Here is a 20,374-nt window from a genome sequence, read left to right as displayed (position 1 = left end):
AATAGCAAATGTCCCTTTAATAATTAGGTTAGATTAGGTAATTGATCAGGTGGCTCCGGTTAATTGAAAGCCATGCAGTCTAAATACTAAATACTTACTACTAAATACTAGCAATAAAAAAATCCCCGTTATCTTTTGATAACGGGGATTTTTTTATTGTTAAATGCTTACTCAGCGATAACTTCGAAAGGGATTTGTACTTTTACTTCCTTGTGTAAGTTCAAGTTAGCGATGTACTCACCTAATTGCTTAGGTTCAGTTTCGAAAGTGATACGACGGCGGTCAACTTCATAACCTTGCGCTTTAAGAGCGTCAGCGATTTGAATACTGTTAACTTTTCCGAAGATCTTGCCAGACTCACCAGCTTTAGCACCAATAGTTAATTTTACTGATTCTAATTTACCAGCTAATTCAGTAGCATCTTTTTTGATTTTCTCTTGTTTGAACTGAGCTTGTTTGATATTCTCAGCTAACACTTTCTTTGCAGAAGGCGTCGCCATTACTGCAAATCCTTGAGGAATTAAGTAGTTACGGCCGAAACCTGGTTTTACTACTACGATATCGTCTTTCTCTCCAAGGTGTTTAACATCTTGTTTTAATATAACTTCCATTATCGTATCCTCCTTATTTTAATGAATCAGTTACGTAAGGCATAAGTCCGATAATACGCGCACGTTTAACGGCTTGAGCAACTTTACGTTGAAATTTCAGTGATGTTCCAGTTAATCGACGAGGTAAGATTTTACCTTGATCATTTACGAACTTCAAAAGGAAGTTAGCGTCTTTGTAGTCGATGTATTTAATACCGTTCTTTTTGAAGCGACAGTATTTTTTACGGTTGTCCTCTACTTTAGGAGCAGTCACGTATTGGATGTTTTCGTTTGCCATTAGTTTGCTACCTCCTCAGTTTTAGTTTCTGCCTTTTTGTTGAATGCACCGCTACGTTTTTTCTCGTTGTAAGCCACTGCGTGCTTATCTAGAGAGATTGTTAAGAAACGCATCACGCGCTCATCACGTTTGTATTCAACCTCTAATTTTTTGATTAATTCACCTGGAGCCTTGAATTCAGTTAAGTGATAGAATCCAGTTGTTTTTTTCTGGATCGGATACGCTAATTTTCTCAAACCCCAATTATCTTCAGCGATAATTTCGGCTCCGCCTTCTGTCAAGATGTCTTTGAATTTTGCGATTGCTTCTTTCGCAGCATCTTCTGAAAGCAACGGGGTAAGAATGATTACAGATTCGTACTGTTGCATTTTGTAAATAATTATGTTTATTAATTTCTATCCGTAGTTATGTTAACGGAAGTGCAAAGATAGAAAAATCAATTGATTATTAAAAAAATGCTGAATTATTTTTTGTGTGGATATTTGGTAATCAATCCCTTCCAAACCATTGTAGTCAGATGCTTACAGATAACTCTAAATTCTTGCCCAATCCCGAATCATCTTTATGGAATATTTTCATCTTTGCGCCTGCACAAACTATTAAAGAATTAATTTGGATTATATTATCAGGCTGCCCTTTTGGGCCAGGATTTTAGTCGCGGTGACTGTGGGATTGCTAATCGGATTTGTGATGTTTGAATTGATCTATTTGGGGTTAATGGGAGGGTAGATATGAGTATTGAGATAATGAATAGATATGAGTATTGAGATGTGAGTATTGAGATATTAACCGAGAAATAGATTTGAGTATGGAGATATCAAATGGGAAAAAGATATGGGAATAGAGATATGAGTATTGAGATAAAAAACGGGAAATGGATATAGAGATTTGAGATTTAATGCGGACTTAGTTTTCCGGTTAATATCTCAAATCTCAAATCTCATATCTCAATACTATTTTAAATTCGCCAATGCTTCTTTGATTCTGCGAAGGGCTTCTTTTAAGTTTTCGTCAGAAGCAGCATAGGAAAGGCGGATATAATTGTTGTTACCGAAAGAGTCTCCACCTACAGTAGCAACATGACCGTAGTTCAATAAGTATAAAGCAAGGTCTGCTGAGTTATTGATTACATTTCCTTCAGGATCCTTTTTACCAAAGAAAGAGCTGATCTCTGGGAAGAAATAGAATGCTCCATCAGGTAAGTTTGTTTTCACACCTGGGATATCATTCAAAAGGTCATATACCAATTGACGACGACGCGCAAATGCTTCTTTCATTTCCAGGACACTTTCCAATCCTTGCTCATATGCAGCAATACCAGCACGTTGAGAGATAGAACATGTACCTGAAGTCGTTTGTCCTTGCATTTTTTCGTTTGCAGCAGCGATTTCTTTGTTCGCAGCGATGTAACCAAGGCGCCATCCCGTCATTGCAAATGCTTTTGAAAAACCATTGATAATGATTACACGGTCCTTAATGGAAGGGAATTGTGCGATAGACTCGTGCTTGTCTACGAAATTGATATGCTCATAGATCTCATCAGAGATGATATAGATCTGTGGATGTTTTTCAAATACCTTTACCAAGGCCTCCAATTCAGCTTTTGAATATACGGAACCTGTAGGGTTACAAGGCGAGGAGAACATGAAGACTTTTGATTTTGGAGTAATCGCAGCTTCTAATTGTTCTGGAGTGATCTTGAAATCGGATTCGATCGTCGTATCAATGTAAACTGATTTTCCTTCGGCCAATACCACCATTTCCGAATAGGAAACCCAATATGGGGTAGGGATGATCACTTCTTCACCAGGATTTACAAGGGTTAGCAATACATTGGAAAGGGATTGCTTGGCACCTGTGGAAACCACGATATTAGAGATGTCATAATCTAAACCGTTTTCATTTTTTAATTTATTTACGATCGCTTGGCGAAGTTCAGGATAACCAGAAACAGGGGAGTAACGGGTCCAGTTTTCATCCAATGCCTTCTTGGCAGCATCTTTTACATGCTCAGGCGTATTGAAATCAGGTTCACCTACACTCAAACTAATTACATTAATGCCCTTAGCCGCCAGTTCACGGCCCAATTTGGTCATCTTTAATGTTGCTGACTCGGATAGATTGTTTATTCTATCGGATAATATGGATGTTGTACTCATGATATTGCAAATATATTATATACAATTTATTATCGATGAGAAAAATGTAACAAAATCTCTATAAAAATGATACTTTCTAAATAGATGGATTGGAATAGGTGTTTATGAAATTAATTATAGCTTTGTATGTAAAATTTGGGTTTTAGATGAAGTTAAAATTTGATGGGTTTATTATAGCCTTGATTTTCATGATATTCCTTGCCTACATTTATCCCGATGTTGCAGGTTATTTAGACGGCAAGTTTTTAAATGCTTTGATCAGTGTTGGTGTCGCGTTGGTATTCTTCTTTTATGGGTTGAAACTGAGTTTCAATGAAATCAAGGACGGAATGAAGAATTGGAAACTTCATTTGTCTGTTCAGCTCTTTACCTTTGGTCTTTTCCCGTTGCTTGTATTGTTGTTCCGCCCATTGGTGCATACTGAAACACAGGAGCAATTTTGGCTATCCTTTTATTTCTTGGCCGCATTACCTTCTACCGTAACCTCTTCGGTAGTGATGGTTTCCATTGCAAAAGGAAATGTTCCTGCTGCCATATTTAATGCTTCCATTTCTGGGTTGATCGGTGTTGCCATTACTCCATTACTGATGCACTTCTTTTTGGAAGTTGGTGAAGTCAATGTCTTCGGGGAATTATATATAGGTCTTTTATTTGAAGTTCTACTTCCTGTAATACTGGGCTTACTAATACAACCATATTGGGGGAAATGGGCCCATAAGTATGGGAAAGCTTTATCCAATTTTGATAAAGGAGTCGTTCTGCTGATCGTTTATAGCAGTTTTTCGGAATCTTTTATGAATGATATTTTCAATACCATAGGTACAGGTTATTTAGCTAGTTTATTTGTCGCTGTTATTGCCCTGTTCTTTACGGTTTATCTTATTATTTTATTGTTCGTACGTTATGTGCTGAAGTTCAATCGGGAGGATAGGATTTCTGCATTGTTCTGTGGATCAAAGAAATCGCTTACACATGGTAGTGTGTTCTCAAAATTTTTGTTTGCCAATAACCCTAAATTAGGGCTGTACATATTACCATTGATGATTTATCATGCCTTTCAGATTTTTGTAGTGACCATTATAGCGCAACGCTTGGGAAATCAGAAAGATGAGGGTATATTAACAAAAAAGTAACATTTATTGTTTCTTAATTAATTATTTTTGCGGTTCAAATTTAGTGTTATGAATAGGCAGATGAGATTGGTTTTGTTATCCTTGGTTACCGGTATCGTATTGATGCTTATCAAGTTTGTGGCCTATTTTATCACCGAGTCTAACGCCATTTTTTCTGATGCCGCTGAAAGTATTGTCAATATTGTCGCTTCTGGCTTTGCCTATTACAGTATTTACCTTGCTGCCCAACCTAAAGACGAAAACCATCCCTACGGGCACGGAAAAGTAGAATTCTTCTCTGTGTTTGTTGAAGGGGGAATGATATTCATCGCTGGTAGCATTATCCTTATTAAATCCATATATGCCGTTTTCTCACCTCAACCTGTAAGTAATGTAGAAGAGGGTATGTACTTGATATTAGCGACTTCTCTGATCAACTATGGGGTTGGATTCTATCTGATGAAAAGGGGGAAAGCTCTACGTTCATTGACCATTGAAGCTGATGGAAAGCATTTACAGGTGGATGCATACAGTTCAATAGGCTTGATTGCAGGACTCCTATTAATGAAACTTACCGGCTTGGCCTGGATTGATCTAGCCCTTTCTTTTGTCCTCGGTACCTTCATTTTATATAATGGCTATAAACTTTTGAGAAAGTCGATTTCTGGTCTAATGGATGAATCGGATGCGGAAGTAGTGGAGGAAGTTGTCGCAATCCTGAACAAGAACAGGAAATCAGAATGGATAGATGTCCACAATCTCCGCATACAGCGATATGGACAGGAACTGCACATAGACTGTCATTTAACTTTACCTAACTATTATGACCTTAACCAGGTCCATGACAGTATCTCCGATTTTGATTCGCTATTGAACGATAATCTGGCCTCCAAGACGGAATTCTTTATACATGCTGACCCATGCATGCCAGAATGTTGCCATTATTGCACAGTGGAAAATTGCCCTATCCGCTCTGAGCCTTACTCCAAGCATATTGATTGGAACATTGTAAATGTCACCAAAAATATGAAGCACTTCAGGAAAGCCTAAGTTTATTTCTCGATCAAATCCATAATATTTCCTTAGATCTATTGTCAGGCTAATATGGTCTTTCTGACTGGTCTTGTGTCTTAGCTTTCAAAAAGGTATCTTTATTAAAAACCAATTTATATGAAAATCTACAGTTTAGTAGCAGTATTCTTGATGTTTATTCAGGTTTCCCTTGCACAATCACAAGATGATGTAGCGAAAGTCCTAGATCAGTGGCATGCCGCTGCTGGAAAGGCTGATTTTAAGGAGTATTTTGACCTAATGGATGCTAATTCCATCTTTATCGGTACGGATGCTACTGAACGTTGGGACAAGCAGGAATTCATGGATTATGCCAAGCCACACTTCGATAAGGGTAAGGCTTGGAACTTCAGCAGTCTGGAAAGAAATATAGAATTTTCGGAAGATGGTAAAACCGCATGGATAGATGAATTGTTAAATACACAAATGAAGATCTGTAGAGGTTCGGGCGTTTTGGTACTCAAAGATGGGAAATGGTTGATCAAACAGTATGTGCTGTCGATGACTGTGCCAAATGATTTGGCTGATGAAGTGGTCAAAATGAAAGCCGATATAGAGGATGGAATTATTGAAGAATTAAAACTTAAATAAAGATAATATGTTAGTGAAACACGAAGAAAATGGAAATAAGGGATCATTTTTAGCCATTGAAAATGGTAAAACAATAGGTGAAATGACCTATTCCAAAGCTGGACCCGGTAAGATCATTATCGACCATACCGAGGTAGATCCAGAAGAAAAAGGAAAAGGGATTGGTTCTGTTTTATTGAACAAGGCCGTTGAGCATGCACGGGATAGCAAATTGAAAATCATGCCTTTATGCCCTTTTGCAAAGGCGCAGTTCGATCGTGACGTAAATATCCGTGATGTCCTGTTTTAATAGTTAAAAACTCAAAATCAACAATTATGAAAGCAGTTGTCATAGGCGCTACAGGCGCGACAGGTAGGGAATTGGTCCTGCAATTGTTGGCAAATCCAAAAGTGGATTCGGTTAATGTATTGGTAAGAAGAGCTTTTTTTACACCTGATCCTAAATTACATGAAGTAATTGTTGATTTTGATCGTTTAGAGGATTTCAGTCACTTTATCATTGGTGATGTTGCTTTCTCTACCATGGGCACCACATTAAAGGATGCCGGCAGTAAAGAGGGACAATGGGTGGTGGATTATGATTACCAGTTGAAGTTTGCTGCCTTGTGCAAGCTCAATAGGTTCCATACATTTGTGCTACTTTCCTCTGCCCAGGCAAATAAGAATTCCAGGTTCTTTTATACCAAAATGAAAGGATTGTTGGAAGAGGGGATCAAGGCCTTGAACTTCCCCAAATTGATCATCGTCAGACCTGGTCCTATAGATCGTCCTAATAGCAAAAGAAAGGGAGAGCAGTATGCGGTCAGCACCCTTAAGTTCTTGAATAAGTTGGGTTTGTTTAAGCTATATAAACCAATCAGTACGATGATTCTGGCTAGGGCCATAATGGATGCTGCCTTTGAGGATAAGGATGGTCTTATCGATATCTATAATCCTAAAGAGATATGGGATGAATTAGGTGAAAAAGCTTAAATCATTCTTGAATTCCCTTTCATTCTATTGATTCAAGACAAAGATTTTTCAGAATCCATCATTATTTTGGCTTTTATGGCTATTTAAAATTCATTTTATTATCTTTAGGCGAATTTTAAAAAAGAGGCTTATCAACTCTTTGAATTTCACTAATAATTGCAAAATAATATCATTTCAATAGAAAATTATGTCATCTAAGATCATTTACACAAAAACAGATGAAGCGCCTTTATTGGCAACGTATTCATTTCTACCTATCGTTCAAGCATTCGCAAAAACTGCTGATATTGAAGTCGAATTAAGAGATATTTCATTGGCAGGACGTATCCTAGCTAATTTAAACGAATATTTATCGGAAGACCAAAAAACTACAGATGCCTTGGCAGAGTTAGGACAATTGGCTACTACTCCTGATGCAAACATCATTAAACTTCCTAATATTTCCGCTTCTATTCCTCAGTTAAAAGCAGCGATTGCTGAATTGCAAAAAGCTGGATATAAGATTCCAAATTATCCAGATGCACCAACAAACGAGGAAGAAGAGAAGATCAAAGCTGCTTACGCTAAAGTTTTAGGTTCTGCAGTAAACCCTGTTTTACGTGAAGGAAACTCTGACCGTCGTGCGCCTAAAGCTGTTAAGAACTATGCTAAAGCTAACCCGCACAGAATGGGTGCTTGGGCTTCTGATAGCAAAACGAAGGTAACTTCTATGCAAGATGGCGATTTCTACAGCTCTGAGCAATCATTGACATTGGATGCTGACAGTCAATTTAAAATAGAATTTGTTGCTGCTAATGGTGATGCTAAAGAATTAAAAGGCCTTGCTAAATTGAAAGCGGGCGAAGTAATTGATTCTTCAGTTATGCATGTTGCTAAATTGAAAGAATTTGTTGCTCAAGCGATACAAGAAGCTAAGGAAGCTGGAGTTTTATTGTCAGCTCACTTAAAAGCGACCATGATGAAGGTTTCTGACCCTATTATCTTTGGTGCTATCGTTGAAGTTTACTTTAAAAATGTTTTTGAAAAATACGGTTCTCTTTTTAAAGAATTAGGCATCAATAAGAACAATGGTTTAGGCGAAGTGTATGCTAAAATTGCTGGTACCCCTCAAGAAGCTGAGGTAAAAGCTGCAATCGATGCTGCAATTGCGAATGGACCTGACCTAGCGATGGTTAATTCGGATAAAGGAATTACTAACCTACATGTTCCTTCTGATGTGATCGTTGATGCTTCAATGCCAGCAATGATCCGTATAGGTGGAAAGATGTGGGATAAAGAAGGTGCAGAACGCGATACTTTAGCGATCATTCCTGATAGATCTTATGCAGGAATTTATGAAGCCGTTATTGAAGACTGTAAAGTAAATAGTGCTTACGACCCTAAAACTATGGGTTCAGTTCCTAACGTTGGTCTTATGGCTCAAAAGGCTGAAGAATATGGTTCTCATGATAAAACTTTCCAAGCTCCTTCAAATGGGGTGATCAAAGTTGTAGACAACAATGGCAAGACATTGATGGAACAACAGGTTGAAGAAGGTGATATCTTCCGTATGTGTCAGACTAAAGACGCTCCAATCCAAGATTGGGTTAAATTAGCGGTAAATCGCGCTCGTCTATCAGATACTCCAGCAGTATTCTGGTTAGATGAAAACCGTGCTCACGATAGAGAAATCATCAAGAAAGTAAAAACTTACTTGGCTGATCACGATACTAAAGGATTAGATATCCGTATTTTATCTCCAATTGAAGCTACTAAATTCTCCATTGAGAGAATCCGTAAAGGCGAGGATACTATTTCGGTAACTGGAAACGTATTACGTGACTACCTTACTGACTTATTCCCAATCCTAGAACTTGGTACTTCAGCTAAAATGCTATCAATCGTTCCATTAATGAATGGTGGTGGTCTATTTGAAACTGGCGCCGGTGGTTCTGCTCCTAAACACGTTGAACAATTCTTGGAAGAGGGTTATTTACGTTGGGATTCATTGGGTGAATTCTTGGCATTACAAGCTTCATTAGAACATTTAGCACAAACTCAGAATAATGAGAAAGCTCAAGTATTGGCAGATGCTCTTGATGAGGCAAATGCGAAATTCTTGGCAAATGATAAGTCTCCAGCTCGTAAAGTTGGACAAATCGATAACCGTGGTTCTCACTTCTATTTAGCTACTTACTGGGCAGAAGCTTTGGCTAAGCAAACCAAAGATGCTGAATTGGCATCTAAATTCGCTGGTTTAGCTAAGGCTCTAACGGAACAAGAGGCTAAGATCAATGAGGAATTGATCGCAGCGCAAGGAAAAGCTCAAGAAATCGGTGGATATTATTATCCAAATGATGAATTGGCTTCAAAAGCAATGCGTCCTTCTGAAACATTGAATTCTGCACTAAGTTCTTTGTAGAATTTCTAAATATTTACAAAAGCCCTTGTCTTTAAAGACAAGGGCTTTTTTGTATTAAAGCTGTTGGATTCCATCGCTTGATATTGCCATTCTGCGTATTAATCATTATTTTTAATAGAAAAACAACATAAACCTATATCCATGAGCAATAACAGTAGAAGAAATTTTTTGCAACGCAGTGCATTGGGAGCTGCAGCGGTATTGACAAGTCCAAGTTGGTTAACTAGCCAGGCTGAAACTAAAGATTCAGGTTTGGCAGACCAAAATAGTCTGAAATTAGGAATAGCAGGCTATAGCTTTGTGAATTTTAATTTGGAACAGTCCCTGGCGATGATGAAAAGGATGGATGTAAGGTATCTTTGCATCAAAGATTTTCATTTGCCCCTGAATAGTACCGCAGAGCAGATTGCTGCGTTTCACAAGAAATTGGCTGAATCAAATGTGACGGGTTATGCTGTCGGCCCAATCTATATGAAGACCGAAGCTGAGATTGACAAAGCATTTGATTATTGCAAGCGGGTAGGTGTGAATTTGATGATCGGTATTCCAGAAATCAAAGATCTTCCGTATGTGGCCAAGAAAGCCAAAGAAAATAATATCAAGTTTGGAATCCATAACCATGGCCCGGAAGATAAGATCTATCCGAATGCTACGGTTATATGGAACCATATCAAAGATTTGGATAAAAATCTAGGAATGTGTTTTGATATGGGGCATGATACCAGAGATGGACAAGATGCCATCAAAGATTATGTAAAATACAAGGATCGGATATTTGATATCCACCTGAAGAATGTGACAGCTGCTGATGCAAAGGGCTCGACATGTGAACTAGGACGTGGAGTGATCAATATCCCTGCCTTTGTAAAAGCCTTGTTGAAAAACAAGTACAGTGGTTGCTGCAGTATTGAATTTGAAAAAGATATGAAAGACCCGTTGGCTGGAATTGCAGAGTCGGTAGGTTACTTTAGAGGTGTGCTCAGCGCAGTCTAAAATAAAATACAAGAACATTTAAAAAGGAATAATCAATTTGATTATTCCTTTTTGTTTTTATAACGATCGGGAAGCATTCTGTACAGTTTTTTAATAGGAATTATTGAAACTTAATAATTTATCAAATGTTTAATATTAAGCGTATGTTAAGTTATTTGAATCTAAAAATTAGGTAAATTAGCATATATAAACCTTTGTGTATGAAAATCATAATTCTATTATTGCTGAACTTGATGTTCTTGCATAGTTATGCGCAAAGAAATTTTTCGTTGATTCACCCCAAAAAGAATTCTTTCAAATTTGATCTCAGTGGAAACCTGGTCATTATCCCTGTCAAGCTAAATGGGGTTGAACTGGCATTTTTATTGGATACTGGGGTCAAAGAAACAATCCTTTTTGCCACTCCCCAAGATTCGGTTCCTTTGGAGAATGTTTCTAAGGTTAAGTTTTCGGGCATAGGGATAGAAGATGGAGTGGAAGGAATTATGGCAATTGGAAATGAGTTATTGGTCGGTAATACCTTGATCGACAGTCTGCATAATATATATGTTGTTGATGGTGAAGATCTAGATCTGTCTAGCCATATCGGTGTCCCAGTCAATGGGATCTTGGGAAGCCACTTCTTTGAAGATTACTTAATAAAAGTAGATTATCTGAAGAAAAGGATTAGTATTTATGATGCTTATGATTACCCTGAAAAGTTGACCCGTAAATTTACCAAGCTGCCCATTCAATTGGAGAGGAGCAGACCCTATGTACATATCGATGTTGATTTAGGGACACAAAAGGTTAAAGATGCGAAGATGCTTGTGGACATGGGCAATTCTGATGGGATGTTGGTTTTTCCATTTTTGTTGGATTCTTTTGTGGTTCGCGAACCAAGTATTTATGATTTTATTGGTCGAGGTTTCAATGGTTTGATCTTTGGTCGACGCAATAGGATAGAAGGTTTTGATTGGTCGGGCTTTTACATCAAGGAACCAATTGTATCTTATCCGGATTCCAATGCCGTGCATGCTGCGAAACTTGCTGTGAACCGTGTTGGGTCGATTGGCAATCAGGTATTGCAACATTTTCAGGTGTTGTTTAATTATCCCAAGAACGAGATCTATCTAAAAAAGAACCGGAATTTCGGAAAGAAATTCGAAATAAATATGTCTGGGATGGAGATCAAGCATGACGGACTGGAATGGACAAAGAGAAGGCTGACTACGAACATTGGAAAAAGAGATTCAGAAAATCCGAACTCTGGTATCAATGTTTATAATTATGAAGAATTTAAATACGAATTTATTTTACGACCTATCTACAAAATAGCAAGTGTCAGAGAAGGCTCACCTGCGGATTTGGCAGGTGTAAAAGTGGATGATGAATTGCTCAAAGTCAATGGCAGCAGTGCCCAAAGTATGAAATTGAAGCAGATTATTGGAAAATTAATGCATAAGGAAGGAGAGGAGATCCGATTGGTTCTCTTGCGGGGAACTGAAGAAGTGAAGGCTCAATTTATTTTAGAGGATCCTATCCCTTTCCAGAAGAAACTGCAATAAAAAAGCCTTGATCACTCAAGGCTTTTTCTTTATTCGTTTACAACTCCCATTTTGCTGAATTTGTCGATTCGTTCAGCAACCAGTGTATCGCTATCCTTAGCGCCTAGAACGGCTAGGTCTGAAAGGATTTTATTCTTTACGTTCAAAGCAGTCGCTTCAGGGTCTTGGTGTGCACCACCGATAGGCTCTTCAATGATACCATCGATCAATCCATTACCAAGCATGTCTTCTGCGGTTAGTTTTAAGGCCTCTGCTGCTCTTTCTTTTTGGTCCCAGCTTCTCCATAGGATGGAAGAACAAGACTCTGGAGAGATTACAGAATACCATGTGTTTTGCAACATGTATACTTTATCTCCAATTCCAATACCTAAAGCTCCACCAGAAGCACCTTCGCCAATTACGATACAGATGATAGGCACTTTAAGAACGGACATTTCAAGTAGGTTTCTTGCAATTGCTTCACCTTGTCCACGCTCTTCAGCCTCTAATCCAGGATAAGCCCCCATCGTATCGATTAATGTGACTACAGGTTTGTTGAATTTCTCTGCCATCTTCATCAAACGCAGAGCTTTTCTATATCCTTCAGGGTTAGCCATTCCGAAATTACGGAATTGACGCTCCTTGGTATTCTTTCCTTTTTGGTGACCGATGACCATTACTGATTGACCGCCAATGGTAGCAAAACCGCCAACAATAGCTTTATCATCACGTACGTTCCTATCTCCGTGCAACTCAATAAAATCATCACAGATCAAGTCAATATAATCGAATGTTTGTGGTCTATCAGGATGTCTGGACATCTGAACTTTCTGCCAGCCAGTCATATTGCTATACACCTCAACTTTTGTTTGCTCGAGTTTTTCTTCCAATTCGCGAACTGTTGCGCCCATATCGACTTTGGTTTTTTCTTCTACTTGTTTAACCTTTTCGATTTGCGTTTGTAGATCAGCAATCGGCTTTTCAAAATCAAATGTTGTTTCCATAATTACCTGTTTGGTGTCATTAAAGCGGTAGCTAAGTTACTTGTTTTTTAAGAATTATAAAATGTTATTTAATCATTAAGGAAAGATAAACAACACCTAAAACTATTTAGTGATTGATAATAAGCCATATAACAAATTGTTGTTCGTACTTGTTTTGTGTACTATATAAAAAAATAATATCTTCAAGACCATGAATGCAGCTGCCACAGAAAACAAACCAAAAATTCCTTGGGTATTTATAGGGAAGGTCATTCTCGTCATCATCATTATTGCTTTACACATCAATTTTGAATACGATATCGAGAAAAGGAAACTATTGGCCCAATTCCTAAGAGGTCTGTATTCTTTCTTGATCCCAAGTATTGTCCTTTCCATGTTCCGCTTTCTGGTGATCATGCTCTACAATGCACGGGATTCTCAAAAAAGAGAACGCGGTAACTTTGTGCTAGGTATCAATAGGCTTACAGCAGTATTGAATACGGTATTTTTTGTGATAGCAATCATGACTGCATTTGGAATTAATCCCAAAGACTTTATTACCAGCATTACCATTGTGGCCATGGCCATTGCGGTTATCTTTAAGGATTATATTACCAATATGATATCCGGATTAATCGTTATGTTCTCTGAGCAGTTATCCGTTGGAGATAGAATCAAGGTGGGAGAGCATAAGGGGAGGATTATTGACATTACCTTTGCCAATCTGGTATTACAGGATGAAGAGGACGATATTGTAATGGTGCCGAACAATCTGGTATTTACGGCTACTTTCATGAACCTGTCTGCACATCAATCCAGTCTTTTTACCGTTAAATTCGAACTTCCTCTGGAAGTATCCTTACATATTGAGGAATTAGAGGAGCATTTAAGGCTAAGCCTGACTACCCATCCAAATCTGGAAATCAAGGAAGATGAATTTCAGGTAAAAGTTTTAGAATTAGGTAAGGACTTCGTTCGTTATAAATTGGACCTTTACGCTGTAACAAACAGCAATAGAATGCATAGAAATATCGAGAATGAGATCTTGAAGGAGATAATCAAGTTCGAAAGAAATATCCTTAAATCTTCCTAACCTTCACGCGCTTAATAAAGTGTTCAGAACCTTTCTTTAAGATTAGATCAGCTCTATATCGGGTTGGAAGGATATTTTCATGTAGGTTAGGCTTGTTGATCTCGTTCCAAATGGCATTGGCCATATCAAAGCTTTCCACTTCAGTCAGGTTTGCATACTTATGGAAATATGAAGCCGTATTTTGGAAAGCAGTTGCTCTTAGGGATTCAAAACGGTCGATATACCATTTTACGATATTTTTCTCATCCGCATCCACATAGATGGAATAATCAAAGAAGTCAGAAACGAAGACGCCGTTCTTTCTTGAATTGACCTGTAATACATTAATACCTTCCACGATCAATACATCCGGTTGTGAAATCACCAGTTTTTCATTGTTTAGAACATCATATTCCAAGTGCGAGTATAATGGCACGGTAACCTGCGATTTGCCGGATTTTATGTCTGCAAGAAACTGTAGGAGTTTCTTGGTATCATAGCTTTCAGGAAAACCCTTCCTGTTCAGGATATTACGTTTGATCAGCTCCTTGTTGGGATAAAGGAACCCATCCGTAGTGACCAATTCCACTTTTGGTTTATTGGGTAAAAGCGATAGGACTTTGGTCAGTACCCTAGCTGTGGTGCTTTTACCTACCGCCACAGAACCCGCTATACCAATTATAAAAGGTAGTTTTTGATGGTTCCTTTTGAAAAAAACATTGCTTTTTGAATGCAGTTCCTGAAAGTTATGGATGTGTACTTCCAGTAAATGAGCCAAAGGGATATAGATATCCTCAATTTCATCCATTGTCAATGGCTCATTAAGGGCATGCAATTGATCTAAATCTTTCTCTTGAATGGAGTGGCTCAACTGGCCGTTCAACCTTTTCCATTGTTCGCGAGTAAAGTTTTGGAACGGACTTGTAAAAGTATGTTCGCTGATTAAGGGCATAGCAATTTATTTTTTCAAGTCGCAAATATACAATCAAGAAATGTTTTTTTCTTGGATTGTATCAATTAGATTACTTTCTATCACTATAGGGTTCATCAACATCTTGTGAACCGGACATTTCTCACCTATGGCATATAATCTTTTCTTCTGTTCTTCATCCAGATCGCCCTCAATAAAGATATTGCACTTGATATAGGTTGTTTGTTGTTGTTCACTCCGTTGAACTTCACTGGAAACCTTGATGTCAATTTTATCTACTTTCCATTCCTTGCGGTTTGCATACATCCGCATGGTAATGGCCTTGCATGCACCCACGGATGAAAGCAATAGTTGGGTTGGTGCCAACCCTTTGTTTTGCCCTCCGACTTCGATGGGCTCATCTGCTAAAATATTTAAATCCTCATAGGAAATAGTTGTTGTATAACTAGTTTCCCCAATACTCACTAAAACTTCATTTGCCATAAATCTCTGTATCTTCTTCTAATAATCCTTTAATAATCAATGATCCGGTTGCTGGGTTGGTTGCCAATGGTACATTCCAGAGGTCACAAATACGCATCAGCATTTGGATATCCGGCTCGTGCGGATGTTTTCCAAGTGGATCCCTGAAAAATATAATACCTTGTATCTTTCCTTCAGCTGCCATAGCTGCTATTTGTGCATCTCCGCCTTTTGGACCGGATAGTTTTAATTCTACTTCTAAACCTGTTTGTTGGATGTAGGAACCTGTAGTTCCTGTTGCCACGAGGTGGGCTTTGGATAAACCTTCTTGATGATCTTTAACAAAAGCCACCATTTCGGCTTTCTTACCATCATGTGCAATTAAAGCTATTGTTTTTGCCATTTGAATGATATGTTTGCGTTCTGTTTTTAACCGCTTCGATAATATAACAAAAATATTTTTACAAGGTTATTTTAAGGCTATTAAAATATCAATTTTATAAGAATTAGTGGGAATTATGACTTTCGATTAAGGAAATCATAATTTATCACGCAAAAACTGCCATACCGAGTTGTGTTTCTTTTCTCCATTTTTTTCCTTTTCTGCTATGAGGTCTAACACATAGGCATCAAGCATATTTTCGTTGTCACTGATCAACTTATCAGCTAAGGAGACAATTTTCTGGATATTCCCTGCTGATGCAGCATCCAGAGCTGGTTCAATGGAGGATAGGTTGGAGGGTTCGATTCTTATGTAATTGGAAGAATGCTGTACCGAACGAAACAATTGGTGGAGGAAATAATCATTGCTTTCTGAAGAGCTGCTGGTCATAATATCGACTAAGGCAGGTCCAATGGAAATCGCTTTCTGTTTTTTGAAATCCTCGTATTTATAGGCATTTTTTGCAATACCCGTTCCTAAGGAGAGGATATGTACATCATCGATTTTGAAAGTTTTGTAAGTCTTGAGTACTTCCAATAATGCAGAGATTGCAGGATTATGGGCAAACACCCCGCCATCAACCAATGGATACCGTGTTCCAGCCAATGAATATATTTCGGCTACAGAGAAATAGGTAGGGGCGGCGGATGTTGCTCGACAAACATCCTTAAGATAGAAATCGCGGGACTCACCATGAGAAATCGCTTTCTGTTGTCTGAAGAGATGGTTTTTGCGGAGTTCAATATTGTAGGCAGTAATAATACAGGGTTTGATCAGTTCACAAAGTTTTTGATCACCGAAATAGCTTTCCAAGACCCGTTCTAAGACTTTCTCATCATAGAGTTCTGTCAATAAACCGAATTGATTCAAGAATCGCCGCCAACTGCTTGTGGTAAATATTTCTGTCCCATGTTTCAGATAAATATCAAGCGCATCTTTTGCGGAGAACCTAGGTTTCGTTGGATTTTGAGGGTCTGGACAAAGTAATATACTGATCAGAATACCACCGGTGCTTGTTCCGGCAAAGAAATCAAAATATTCTGACAGGTGGGCATTTGGGTTGCCTGAAGCTTTCTTCAATTTTTGTTCGAGGGATACCAGCATCATTCCGGGAATAATTCCTCGGATTCCACCACCATCGATAGATAAAATCCTTTTCATTTTAGAGTTTGACCTAAGTTAGGGAAAGGAAATCAGAAAGGATAAATATTTTTCAAGAAAAATGCCTTAAAGCTCACGAAAAGTAATATATTTGCACCCACAATCAGGAGAGGTGTCAGAGTGGTCGAATGAGCAGACCTGGAAAGTCTGTATACGGGATGACTGTATCGAGGGTTCGAATCCCTCTCTCTCCGCCAAAGAAACAAAGCCCAACGTTAGTTGGGTTTTGTTGTTTCAGGACAGCCTTGCCAAACTTGTTTGAGCAAAGGCAGTCCTGAAACAACAAAAGGCCCGCGGAGCGAGGCCCTTTGTTTCTGTGAAGCCTCCCTCCAAGGGAAGGTTCAGGGTTTGCGTGCGTGCCCAGTGGGGCTGAACCAATCCCTTTGAGCTACGGGATCCTACCGCAATCCCATTAACCTAAAGAATCTTTCTCTTTTTCCCTTAAAATCTCCAACCACCTTACCCATTAACAAATAATTTTTCAGCTCTCAATAAGGTTTCCCGTAAAATCTTTTACTGTTTATCAATTAATTTTGAATCAACAGACCGACTTATTATTAATCATTACCCTTAGACTGACAAAATTTGGCAGTCTGCGAAATTACATTTGTGAAATAGTTCCAAAAAAGTGAATCTGAACTAATACATGGCTTTTGCCATGCAACCAATCTATTATTATTAACTGAAATGAAACAGAAATTTAAAAATCTCTATGCTGACTATCCAGGTCTAATTAACATCCGCACGGTTGAAATCTGTGAGGTAGATGATAATGACGTTCCTAATGGCTCAGGTGGAATAAATAGGGAAGGTTATACCTATGGTCAATTGAGACATCAGCCCATCATTAACGAATTGTTAGAGAATATCAGCAATCATAAATTGGCCGAGTTAGCCCAAAAGTGTAATGCTCGAAATACAAACACTCCCTTTGAAATGTTCAAAATTGATGGAGAGTACTGTTTTTGGGGATTACGGATTTCTCCTGTGGTCAGAACTCCAGATGAAGCGCAATTACGCGAAATACTTGCTTCCAATGAAAATACAGCCAAAGCCTTAGCGGATAGGAGTGTTACTGCGGCTATGATCCGTGAAGTAACTTATGACTTGCTCAGGCAGGAAGTAGCCCATGTATGCGGCATGACGGTAAGAGAAGCTTCACTAGCGATTGGCAATCAGCTTGATTGTGCACCTCATGAAGACCCAAGTGGATATATTTTTATGGTCCCTAACTGGGCACACAACTGGTTTAGGCATGATGGCTATGTTTCGAAGATGCTGAAGGTATTAAATAACGATAACGGTTTGGTTGATAATTCTTTTTCCGAAGTAATGGATAAATTACTCAGTGAATGTGAAATTAATCAGACCCAGTATACTCGATCTGATATTGTTGAATACCTAAATAGTTCCAATCTTCTTCAAAAGCGTTTATATGAAGATTCGAGTTTTATGCAGGCATATCAGTCTTATTATAAAACATTAAGTATCTACAAAAAGAAGAATGCGGATAAATATTTCGTTAATAATTTCATCTCTAAGCCATTAAGCCAAGATGGCAGTCTGATTGTAGCAGAACAGAGCTTGACTTTTGATACGGTAAAAAATTCTGCAGAAAGCCTTAAGGTATTAGGTGAAATGATAAACCTATCATTTGAGGACGAGATAAGAGAAACGTTAGACATTTTCAAAAATAATTTTGAGAAAATAGAATTACCTAAAGAATCTTGGTTCTCCATCACTGGCGCGAGTAACGTGAAGAAATTTACGCAAAGGGCTACAGAAGTATATTCAATCTATACCAATATTCTGGAAGAATACCATTTTGCTAAATTTTCCATTTTACAATCCATCAATGAATATTCTCAATTAAGAATTCAGTTAAGCTTTGACAGGGAAGATTTAATTTGCGTCCTAAAAGATGTGTATGGCGAGAAAATCTATGATTCATACCCACAATTATTCAATTTCAATCAAATTGAATGGTTGGATGTAGAGAACATGTTTAACGATTTGGATACGCAATTTGAAAAGATTCAAGGTAAATACGATGCGTTTTTAGATCAGGCAGATAAAAATCTACAAAAGGTAAAAGACCAATTAGATTCATCACTTTCAAATGTTGTTGATAAGATGGTCTATTCCAAGCTAAAGCAAAAGCATATTGGAAAGGAGGTTGGCAAAGTTGCGATGAAAGTATTAGAAAACTTTTCAAATACAAGGTCCCTATCTAAGGAGAAATGTTTGGAAATTAAGAAGGATATTGAGTTTATGAAACTTTCCTTTGCTCCAGATTATCAAAAGATCCTGGTTGATTTGGGGAGGTTATTTGAGGTTTACACCAATATTCGCGAGGTATTTATTCCTTTGGCAGAGTGTTATGGAAGCTATTTCAACAATATTTTAGGAGGTGAATTAAAGAGCCTACTGAACAAATATGGAGAATTTAAGCAGTCTCCGGTTTTTAAGGAAAGAGAAGGACTTGTTTTATCAAGGCGTGCGAATGAGTTGGATGTCTTAGAACATCATAAAAGCATTGGAAATCTAGAAAAACTTTTAGATGACGAAAGGGCATATCTTGAAAATGAGGTTAAGCCGTTATATGAAATGTTGTTGAATATTCAGCCAACCAAACCAGGAATGATTTCTAAGATCTTGTCTTTGGGCTTAAATACAGCAGTGTATGATCATGTATTTGCTAAATGGTCTACTTTTTTCGAACCATACGAGGCTGAATTTAATTCAAGTACAAATGAAATTGAAAAATTAAAAAAGGACATTTCATATTATAAGGGTCGTATCGTTGATTTAGAAAAAGAAAATGTCAACATAGCAAAGTCAATTGAGGGTTTTTCAGAGGAAGTTAAAGAGTATTTTAAAGAAAACAATATGGACGCTGTATTAACAGATATAAATCCAGCGAATATCAATACTGTTTTAAAGATTTCGAAGGATATTTTAGAAAAAGGACTTCGGGACAATTTATTGAACCCAGCAGAATACCTAAGTAACCTGACCTTCGTTAAGGCAGTTAAAGGGGCTGAAAGCTATGATGAAAGCAAATTAGTGTCTAGGAAAATTTCGAATGCAGCCAATAAAGTACTTGATACGGTTGCCTTATTAGACAACGTACGTAAGAAATTCATAGATGGAGTTTCAACAGGAATGGAAAAAGGTTCTTTTGATGTGAATGAAACTAAATTGATTTCGGATCAAATGGATTCTTTTATTACCAAAACGAATTTTCTGCAATTGCGAGATGAGGATTCCATTAAAGAAAGGATGAGCGGTTATTTAGAAAAATTGATGATTGAAAACTTTCCGGACAAACCATACCTTGCTGATTTATCAGGTAAAATGGTCGGAATAATCGCGGAGCAAGCAAAAAGTATGGTTCGTCGATTAAAGTATTTAGATGAAATTAAAGCCCTGAAAGCTCTAAATAAAAGCAATGATGAAATTTTAGAAAAACTCAATCAGGATTTAATGCAGCATACTAACGAAGCAATTACGTCCGATCTCAACGAAAGGGATCAGTTAATTAATCAAATCAAGCAAAGTTTAACCATTTAATATTTTTGTCATGTTTATTAATATTTGTGTAGGCATT

Annotated in this window: 19 protein-coding genes and 1 tRNA gene; 11 read left to right on the top strand and 9 right to left on the bottom strand. The window is 37.8% G+C overall.

The features are described from left to right. Nucleotides 1–167: 167 nt before the first annotated feature. The 4 genes from rplI to ACWIB3_RS10510 form a co-directional block, all read right to left on the bottom strand. Nucleotides 168–611, bottom strand: coding sequence for a 50S ribosomal protein L9 (gene rplI, locus ACWIB3_RS10525; protein WP_185212046.1), 444 nt, complete (start codon nt 609–611; stop codon nt 168–170). Nucleotides 612–624: 13 nt separating this feature from the next. Continuing rightward, nucleotides 625–888 carry a 30S ribosomal protein S18 gene (gene rpsR / locus ACWIB3_RS10520; protein WP_093096199.1) on the bottom strand — a complete coding sequence of 88 codons (264 nt, stop codon included), beginning with the start codon at nt 886–888 and terminating at the stop codon, nt 625–627. Continuing rightward, entirely contained in the window at nt 888–1,256 is a 369-nt protein-coding gene (gene rpsF / locus ACWIB3_RS10515) for a 30S ribosomal protein S6 (RefSeq protein WP_185212047.1), read from the bottom strand. Before rpsF ends, rpsR begins: the two co-directional genes overlap by 1 nt. A 585-nt stretch (nt 1,257–1,841) precedes the next feature. Continuing rightward, a complete protein-coding gene (locus ACWIB3_RS10510; protein WP_237219459.1) occupies nt 1,842–3,047 on the bottom strand; it encodes a pyridoxal phosphate-dependent aminotransferase in 1,206 nt (401 codons plus the stop codon). A gap of 146 nt (nt 3,048–3,193) precedes the next feature. On the opposite strand from ACWIB3_RS10510, the gene ACWIB3_RS10505 reads away from it, so the two are divergent. The 8 genes from ACWIB3_RS10505 to ACWIB3_RS10470 all read left to right on the top strand — a co-directional run bounded on the left by ACWIB3_RS10505 (nt 3,194) and on the right by ACWIB3_RS10470 (nt 11,734). After that, nucleotides 3,194–4,180 (top strand): bile acid:sodium symporter family protein, encoded by a 987-nt coding sequence (locus tag ACWIB3_RS10505; protein ID WP_313257949.1) that lies wholly within the window; start codon nt 3,194–3,196, stop codon nt 4,178–4,180. A gap of 48 nt (nt 4,181–4,228) precedes the next feature. Further along, nucleotides 4,229–5,209, top strand: coding sequence for a cation diffusion facilitator family transporter (locus ACWIB3_RS10500; RefSeq protein ID WP_313257946.1), 981 nt, complete (start codon nt 4,229–4,231; stop codon nt 5,207–5,209). Nucleotides 5,210–5,329: 120 nt separating this feature from the next. Next, the gene (locus ACWIB3_RS10495) at nt 5,330–5,821 is read left to right on the top strand and encodes a nuclear transport factor 2 family protein (RefSeq protein WP_454291556.1); all 492 of its coding nucleotides are present in this window, start codon (nt 5,330–5,332) and stop codon (nt 5,819–5,821) included. Nucleotides 5,822–5,828: 7 nt separating this feature from the next. After that, entirely contained in the window at nt 5,829–6,110 is a 282-nt protein-coding gene (locus tag ACWIB3_RS10490) for a GNAT family N-acetyltransferase (protein ID WP_454291555.1), read from the top strand. A 26-nt stretch (nt 6,111–6,136) separates the two neighbouring features. Beyond that, on the top strand, nt 6,137–6,793 hold the full coding sequence (locus tag ACWIB3_RS10485; protein WP_454291554.1) for a hypothetical protein: 657 nt from the start codon (nt 6,137–6,139) through the stop codon (nt 6,791–6,793). A gap of 187 nt (nt 6,794–6,980) precedes the next feature. Beyond that, nucleotides 6,981–9,194, top strand: coding sequence for an NADP-dependent isocitrate dehydrogenase (locus ACWIB3_RS10480; protein ID WP_454291553.1), 2,214 nt, complete (start codon nt 6,981–6,983; stop codon nt 9,192–9,194). 141 nt (nt 9,195–9,335) lie between these two features. Next, nucleotides 9,336–10,187: a sugar phosphate isomerase/epimerase family protein gene (locus ACWIB3_RS10475; protein WP_185212054.1), complete on the top strand. Its 852-nt coding sequence runs from the start codon at nt 9,336–9,338 to the stop codon at nt 10,185–10,187. 200 nt (nt 10,188–10,387) lie between these two features. Next, nucleotides 10,388–11,734: a PDZ domain-containing protein gene (locus ACWIB3_RS10470; RefSeq protein ID WP_313257938.1), complete on the top strand. Its 1,347-nt coding sequence runs from the start codon at nt 10,388–10,390 to the stop codon at nt 11,732–11,734. A 29-nt stretch (nt 11,735–11,763) separates the two neighbouring features. Here ACWIB3_RS10470 and ACWIB3_RS10465 read toward each other — a convergent pair whose 3' ends face one another. Next, nucleotides 11,764–12,717: an acetyl-CoA carboxylase carboxyltransferase subunit alpha gene (locus tag ACWIB3_RS10465; RefSeq protein ID WP_185212056.1), complete on the bottom strand. Its 954-nt coding sequence runs from the start codon at nt 12,715–12,717 to the stop codon at nt 11,764–11,766. Nucleotides 12,718–12,907: 190 nt separating this feature from the next. On the opposite strand from ACWIB3_RS10465, the gene ACWIB3_RS10460 reads away from it, so the two are divergent. Further along, nucleotides 12,908–13,789 carry a mechanosensitive ion channel family protein gene (locus ACWIB3_RS10460; protein WP_185212057.1) on the top strand — a complete coding sequence of 294 codons (882 nt, stop codon included), beginning with the start codon at nt 12,908–12,910 and terminating at the stop codon, nt 13,787–13,789. Here the strand turns inward: ACWIB3_RS10460 and coaA are convergent. The 4 genes from coaA to ACWIB3_RS10440 all read right to left on the bottom strand — a co-directional run bounded on the left by coaA (nt 13,776) and on the right by ACWIB3_RS10440 (nt 16,764). Next, a complete protein-coding gene (gene coaA / locus ACWIB3_RS10455) occupies nt 13,776–14,720 on the bottom strand; it encodes a type I pantothenate kinase (protein WP_454291552.1) in 945 nt (314 codons plus the stop codon). The two genes, ACWIB3_RS10460 and coaA, sit on opposite strands and share 14 nt — an antisense overlap. A gap of 33 nt (nt 14,721–14,753) precedes the next feature. Next, nucleotides 14,754–15,182, bottom strand: coding sequence for an OsmC family protein (locus ACWIB3_RS10450; protein ID WP_185212059.1), 429 nt, complete (start codon nt 15,180–15,182; stop codon nt 14,754–14,756). After that, nucleotides 15,172–15,564 (bottom strand): methylglyoxal synthase, encoded by a 393-nt coding sequence (locus tag ACWIB3_RS10445; protein ID WP_185212060.1) that lies wholly within the window; start codon nt 15,562–15,564, stop codon nt 15,172–15,174. Before ACWIB3_RS10445 ends, ACWIB3_RS10450 begins: the two co-directional genes overlap by 11 nt. 135 nt (nt 15,565–15,699) lie before the next feature. Then, entirely contained in the window at nt 15,700–16,764 is a 1,065-nt protein-coding gene (locus ACWIB3_RS10440) for a patatin-like phospholipase family protein (protein WP_185216151.1), read from the bottom strand. Nucleotides 16,765–16,870: 106 nt separating this feature from the next. On the opposite strand from ACWIB3_RS10440, the gene ACWIB3_RS10435 reads away from it, so the two are divergent. Together ACWIB3_RS10435 and ACWIB3_RS10430 are read left to right on the top strand one after the other, a co-directional pair. After that, nucleotides 16,871–16,961, top strand: a tRNA-Ser gene (locus tag ACWIB3_RS10435). 490 nt (nt 16,962–17,451) lie between these two features. Continuing rightward, complete coding sequence (locus tag ACWIB3_RS10430) at nt 17,452–20,337, top strand: hypothetical protein (RefSeq protein WP_454291551.1); 2,886 nt, start codon at nt 17,452–17,454, stop codon at nt 20,335–20,337. Nucleotides 20,338–20,374 lie beyond the last annotated feature (37 nt).

It is taken from the genome of Sphingobacterium sp. NPDC055431, from assembly GCF_053644255.1.
This window is presented reverse-complemented; position numbering and strand designations above follow the sequence as displayed.

Coding starts and splice junctions, on each gene's coding strand:
- rplI (WP_185212046.1), bottom strand. CDS start 611: ATGGAAGTTATATTAAAACAAGATGTTAAACACCTTGGAGAGAAAGAC.
- rpsR (WP_093096199.1), bottom strand. CDS start 888: ATGGCAAACGAAAACATCCAATACGTGACTGCTCCTAAAGTAGAGGAC.
- rpsF (WP_185212047.1), bottom strand. CDS start 1,256: ATGCAACAGTACGAATCTGTAATCATTCTTACCCCGTTGCTTTCAGAA.
- ACWIB3_RS10510 (WP_237219459.1), bottom strand. CDS start 3,047: ATGAGTACAACATCCATATTATCCGATAGAATAAACAATCTATCCGAG.
- ACWIB3_RS10505 (WP_313257949.1), top strand. CDS start 3,194: ATGAAGTTAAAATTTGATGGGTTTATTATAGCCTTGATTTTCATGATA.
- ACWIB3_RS10500 (WP_313257946.1), top strand. CDS start 4,229: ATGAATAGGCAGATGAGATTGGTTTTGTTATCCTTGGTTACCGGTATC.
- ACWIB3_RS10495 (WP_454291556.1), top strand. CDS start 5,330: ATGAAAATCTACAGTTTAGTAGCAGTATTCTTGATGTTTATTCAGGTT.
- ACWIB3_RS10490 (WP_454291555.1), top strand. CDS start 5,829: ATGTTAGTGAAACACGAAGAAAATGGAAATAAGGGATCATTTTTAGCC.
- ACWIB3_RS10485 (WP_454291554.1), top strand. CDS start 6,137: ATGAAAGCAGTTGTCATAGGCGCTACAGGCGCGACAGGTAGGGAATTG.
- ACWIB3_RS10480 (WP_454291553.1), top strand. CDS start 6,981: ATGTCATCTAAGATCATTTACACAAAAACAGATGAAGCGCCTTTATTG.
- ACWIB3_RS10475 (WP_185212054.1), top strand. CDS start 9,336: ATGAGCAATAACAGTAGAAGAAATTTTTTGCAACGCAGTGCATTGGGA.
- ACWIB3_RS10470 (WP_313257938.1), top strand. CDS start 10,388: ATGAAAATCATAATTCTATTATTGCTGAACTTGATGTTCTTGCATAGT.
- ACWIB3_RS10465 (WP_185212056.1), bottom strand. CDS start 12,717: ATGGAAACAACATTTGATTTTGAAAAGCCGATTGCTGATCTACAAACG.
- ACWIB3_RS10460 (WP_185212057.1), top strand. CDS start 12,908: ATGAATGCAGCTGCCACAGAAAACAAACCAAAAATTCCTTGGGTATTT.
- coaA (WP_454291552.1), bottom strand. CDS start 14,720: ATGCCCTTAATCAGCGAACATACTTTTACAAGTCCGTTCCAAAACTTT.
- ACWIB3_RS10450 (WP_185212059.1), bottom strand. CDS start 15,182: ATGGCAAATGAAGTTTTAGTGAGTATTGGGGAAACTAGTTATACAACA.
- ACWIB3_RS10445 (WP_185212060.1), bottom strand. CDS start 15,564: ATGGCAAAAACAATAGCTTTAATTGCACATGATGGTAAGAAAGCCGAA.
- ACWIB3_RS10440 (WP_185216151.1), bottom strand. CDS start 16,764: ATGAAAAGGATTTTATCTATCGATGGTGGTGGAATCCGAGGAATTATT.
- ACWIB3_RS10430 (WP_454291551.1), top strand. CDS start 17,452: ATGAAACAGAAATTTAAAAATCTCTATGCTGACTATCCAGGTCTAATT.